Annotated in this window: 4 protein-coding genes; 3 read left to right on the top strand and 1 reads right to left on the bottom strand. The window is 73.3% G+C overall.

Annotation, left to right across the window (positions count from 1 at the left end; genetic code table 11):
• Positions 1-1,003: extracellular catalytic domain type 1 short-chain-length polyhydroxyalkanoate depolymerase (locus C1I99_RS29900; protein ID WP_111137526.1), on the bottom strand; the 1,003-nt coding region annotated here is incomplete at its 3' end.
• 196 nt (positions 1,004-1,199) lie between these two features.
• Between C1I99_RS29900 and C1I99_RS29895 the strand changes: the two genes are divergently transcribed.
• From C1I99_RS29895 to C1I99_RS29885, 3 genes are all read left to right on the top strand, one after another.
• Positions 1,200-3,020: a DUF6311 domain-containing protein gene (locus C1I99_RS29895; RefSeq protein WP_111137525.1), complete on the top strand. Its 1,821-nt coding sequence runs from the start codon at positions 1,200-1,202 to the stop codon at positions 3,018-3,020.
• Positions 3,021-3,098: 78 nt separating this feature from the next.
• Complete coding sequence (gene lipB / locus C1I99_RS29890) at positions 3,099-3,743, top strand: lipoyl(octanoyl) transferase LipB (protein WP_111137524.1); 645 nt, start codon at positions 3,099-3,101, stop codon at positions 3,741-3,743.
• Positions 3,744-3,751: 8 nt separating this feature from the next.
• On the top strand, positions 3,752-4,149 hold a 398-nt coding region (locus C1I99_RS29885; protein ID WP_111137523.1), incomplete at its 3' end, for a VOC family protein.

The raw sequence follows: 4,149 nt of genomic DNA, 5'->3' as shown, positions 1-4,149 counted from the left end.
GGGTGGCCGTCGGGGTGGGTGTGGTGTCGCCGCCGTTCAGGCCGAAGAAGACCGCGTCCCGGTAGGTCGAGCAGATGGTGTCCAGGAAGAACGCGGCGGTGCTACCGCACTGGTCGGCGCCGGAGCCCGGGTCGACCGGGGTGCCGTGCCCCATCCCGGACACCCGGTAGAGGCGGACGTCGTCGTTGCCGTACACCTCCAGGCTGGTGTTGCCGGGCAGCGACGCGGTGCTGGTCGGGGTCTGCGAGACGCCCCGGACGTTGGTCCACTGGTCGCGCAGTTCGGTGGCGTTGGCCGGGACGACAGTGCCGTCCGAGGTGCCGTGCCAGATGGACACCCGCGGCCGGTTGCCGGTGTAGCCGGGGTAGGCGCTGCGGACCAGGTCGCCCCAGGCGGCCGGGGTCTTGTCCACGCCGCTGTACTGGCAGGTGTTGGTGGTCGCCGGCGGGGAGCAGCGGTAGGGCAGGCCGGCGATGACCGAGCCGGCGGCGAAGACGTCGGGGTAGGTGGCGAGCATGACCGCGCTCATCGCCCCGCCCGCGGAGAGCCCGCTGACGAAGACGCGGCCGGGGTCGGTGCCGTACGTGTTCTTGGCGTAGTCGACCATCTGCTTGATCGACAGCGCCTCGCCCGAGCCGCGCTGGATGTCGCCCTCCACGAACCAGTTGAAGCAGCTCAACGACTGGTTGACGCTCGACTGCTGGGCCACGATCAGGGCGAACTTCCACTGGTCGGCGTACTTCTGCCAGCCCGAGTTGGCGAAGTATCCGGCGGCGTTCTGGGTGCAGCCGTGCAGCAGCACCACGGCCGGGGCGTTGGCCGGCAGGTTGTCCGGCCGGTAGGCGTACATGGCGAGATTGCCGGGATTGGAGCCGAAGCCGGTGACCTGGGTCAGACTGGCGGCCTGGGCGGGAGCGGCGACGGCGGTCACGGCGGCGGCGGCGAGGACGACTCCGGCGACGGCTCCGGTCAGCCGGGTGAACAGGGATGGGTTGCGGCGCACGGGGGCCTCCTGACGGGGGTGTGAACTGGGTCACCCGCGAGTTGCCGAAACGTTAAGGCGGTATGCCATCGATGTGACATAGGCCACCCTCACACATTCACCACCGCGGGCGTGTGTGCCGGTTCCCGACTCGCCACCCCCACCGAGGTTCCGTGTCTGACCGGCGTGTCCAGGTCCGGTTGGTAACGTCCGCTGCGTGCCGACCTCCCCGTCCCTGGCGCCCTCGCCCGCCTCGCCGGCCCGCGTCGTCCGCGACCGCCGGGCCGACCTGATCGTGGCCCTGGCCGCGCTGGCGCTGGCCGGCTGGGTGACCAGCGGGCTGTGGCGGGACCCGAACGTCCGCACCATCACCGTCAACTCCAGCGACCAGGCGCTCTTCGAATGGTTGCTCGCCTTCGGCGGGCACGCGCTCACCCATGGGGAGAACCCGCTCTTCACCCACCTGATCAACGTGCCGGACGGGGTGAACCTCGCCGTCAACACCTCGATCACCGTGTACGCGGCGGTCTTCGCGCCGCTGACGTACCTGATCGGGCCGCCGGCCACGTTCCTGGTGATCCTCACCCTCAACCTCGCCGCCACGGCGCTGGCCTGGTACCTGCTGCTCTCCCGGCACCTGGTGCGCAGCCCTCTCGCGGCGGCGCTCGGCGGGCTGTTCATCGGCTTCTCCCCCGGCATGGTCTCGCACGCCAACGCCCACCTGAACTGGACCGCCGGCTGGCTGGTGCCGCTGCTGATCTGGCGGCTGTTCGCGCTGCGCAGCCCGGGGCGCTGGCTGCGCAACGGCGCGATCCTCGGGGTGCTCGTCGCGGTCGCCTTCTCGATCGCCGCCGAAGGGCTGTTCTTCACCGCGCTCGCGCTCGGCGTCTTCGTCGCGGTGTGGGCGCTGCACCCGGCCAGCCGGGCCGAGGCCCGGGCCGTGCTGCCGACCTTCCTGCGCGGGTTGGCCGTGACCGCCGTGGTCACCGGGGCGCTGCTGGCGTACCCGCTCTGGCTGCACTTCGCCGGCCCGCAACGCTTCCACGGCACCGGCTTCGACGCGGTCATCCACTCCGAGGACGTCGTCGCCTACGGGGCGTACCCGCGCCGCTCGCTCGCCGGCGAGGTGGGGCTCGGCACCCGGCTGGCGCCCAACCCGACCGAGGAGAACTCGTTCTTCGGCGTACCGCTGCTGCTGCTCACCGTCGCCTGCTTCGTGGCGCTGCGGCGCCGGGCCGACCCCGCCCGCCGGGCGACACTGTGGGCGCTGGGCGTGGTCGCCGTGGTCTTCACGGTGCTCTCCTTCGGGCCCGAGGCCAAGGTCGACGGCCGGCGCTTCGACCTGCCGATGCCCTTCGACCTGCTCGGGCACCTGCCGGTGGTCAACGCCGCCCTGCCGGCCCGGCTGGCGCTGGTGGTGGCGCCGGTGATCGGGGTGCTGCTGGCGTACGCCGTCGACGCGCTGCGCGCCCACCCGCCCCGGCACCGGTGGGCCCGGCGGGCCTGGCTGCTCGGCTTCGCGGTGGCGCTGGTGCCCCTGCTGCCCACCCCGCTGCTCACCATCGAGCGCGAGCCGGTCCCGCGGTTCATCACCGCCGGCACCTGGCGGGAGTACGTCTCCCCGCGCGGGGTCCTCACCCCGGTGCCGCTGACCCTGGACGTGTACCCGGACGGCCAGCGCTGGCAGGCGTACGCCCTGGCGCACCGGCAGGGTGAGTTCGCCATCCCGTCCGGGTTCTTCCTCGGCCCGGGCGGCCCGGACGGCCGGGGCCGGATCGGGCCGGTGCCGCGACCCTTCGCGGCGCTGGTCGACCAGGCGGCCCGGTACGGCCAGGTACCGATCGTCACCGAGGGCAGCGTCCGGGAGGTCCGGGCCGACCTGCGCCACTGGCGGGTGGAGGCGGTGGTCCTCGCCGACCAGGTGCACGGGGCGAAGTGGCCGGTCGACGAGGAGGCGGTCCGGCGTACGGTGACCGCGCTGCTCGGCGAGCCCGAGCGGGTGGACGACGTCTGGGTCTGGCGGGTACCGCAGGGCTGAACCTCGCCCGGCACGTCGCGCCACGCGGTGAGCCGGCTCACCCCAGGTGACCGGCGAGTACGGGACTAGGCTGGAGCGGTGACCGCGACGACCTCCGGCCTCACGGCCGTCCACGCCGGTGTCCTCGACTACCAGGCCGCATGGGACGAGCAGCGCCGGCTGCACGAGGCGGTGGTGGCCGGCGAGCAGGGCGACACCGTCCTGCTGCTGGAGCATCCGAGCGTCTACACCGCCGGCAAGCGCACCGAACCGTGGGACCGGCCGATGGACGGCACACCGGTCATCGACGTGGACCGCGGCGGCAAGATCACCTGGCACGGCCCGGGCCAGCTGGTCGGCTACCCGATCGTCCGGCTGCCCGACCCGGTGGACGTGGTCGCCTACGTGCGCCGCACCGAGCAGATGCTGATCGACGTCTGCGCCGAGTTCGGGCTGGCCGCCGGCCGGGTCGAGGGGCGCAGCGGAGTGTGGGTACCCGAGGACGACCGCGGGCCGGCCCGCAAGGTCGCCGCCATCGGCATCCGCGTCGCCCGCGGGGTCACCCTGCACGGCTTCTCGATCAACTGCGACTGCGACCTGGCGTACTTCGACCGGATCGTGCCGTGCGGCATCCGGGACGCCGGGGTCACCTCGCTCACCGCCGAGCTGGGCCGGCCGGTCACCGTGGCCGACGTGCTGCCGGTCGTCGAGCGCCACCTGCCCGCCCTGGTCAGCGCGGCCTGAGCGGCGTCGTGCGGCTCGACCTCGTCACCGTCGTCGTCGCCGAGTACGACCCGGCGATCGCCTTCTTCACCGAGATCCTCGGCTTCGACCTGGTCGAGGACTCCCCGTCGCTGACCAACGACGGCCGGCCCAAGCGCTGGGTGGTGGTCCGGCCGCCCGGGGCGCAGACCGGGCTGCTGCTCGCCCGCGCCGACGGGGACCGGCAGGCGGCCACCGTCGGCGAGCAGGTCGCCGGGCGGGTCGGCTTCTTCCTCCGGGTCGACGACTTCGACGCCACCTGCCGGCGGCTGACCGAGGCGGGCGTCGAGTTCGTCCGCCCACCCCGCACCGAGCCGTACGGCCGGGTGGCGGTCTTCCGCGACATCGCCGGCAACCTCTGGGACCTCCTCGCCCCCCACCTAAGCCC

It is taken from the genome of Micromonospora deserti, from assembly GCF_003236335.1.
Classification (GTDB): domain Bacteria; phylum Actinomycetota; class Actinomycetes; order Mycobacteriales; family Micromonosporaceae; genus Micromonospora; species Micromonospora deserti.
This window is presented reverse-complemented; position numbering and strand designations above follow the sequence as displayed.